This window comes from Xenorhabdus sp. NBAII XenSa04 (assembly GCF_963866145.1).
Lineage (GTDB): Bacteria > Pseudomonadota > Gammaproteobacteria > Enterobacterales > Enterobacteriaceae > Xenorhabdus > Xenorhabdus indica.
In genome coordinates, this window is record NZ_CAWMEB010000259.1 from 1 (window position 1) to 343 (window position 343).

General features: G+C 44.9%; 1 pseudogene. It reads right to left on the bottom strand.

Annotation, left to right across the window (positions count from 1 at the left end):
* Positions 1–137 precede the first annotated feature (137 nt).
* Positions 138–343 (bottom strand): annotated as a pseudogene (locus AAC147_RS09775) (IS5/IS1182 family transposase); the annotation flags it as partial.

Here is a 343-nt window from a genome sequence, read left to right on the forward strand (position 1 = left end):
TTGGGTTGCATTTAAGCAACCCGATTAGCGCTCATCACATTCACAATGTTCTGATGCAGATTGGTGGCTTGTAATATGAAGTCATTTAAAAGCAGCGTGCCTTGAGCGTTTGGGGCAGATTTTTGGTGAAACTAAGCTTAGCTCAGACTGATGGCCGCCATCAAATCGACAGTTCCCAGTAGGGTCATCATACGTTTCAGGTTGTAAGCAAGAACACAGAGGCTGATTTCAGTGCTCACATTTTTGAGGCGTTTAGTCAAAAAGTGAGTCGCTCCCATCCACATTTTTATCGTGCCAAACGGATGCTCAACACTCTGTTTCCTTATCACCGGGAATTCCGGAT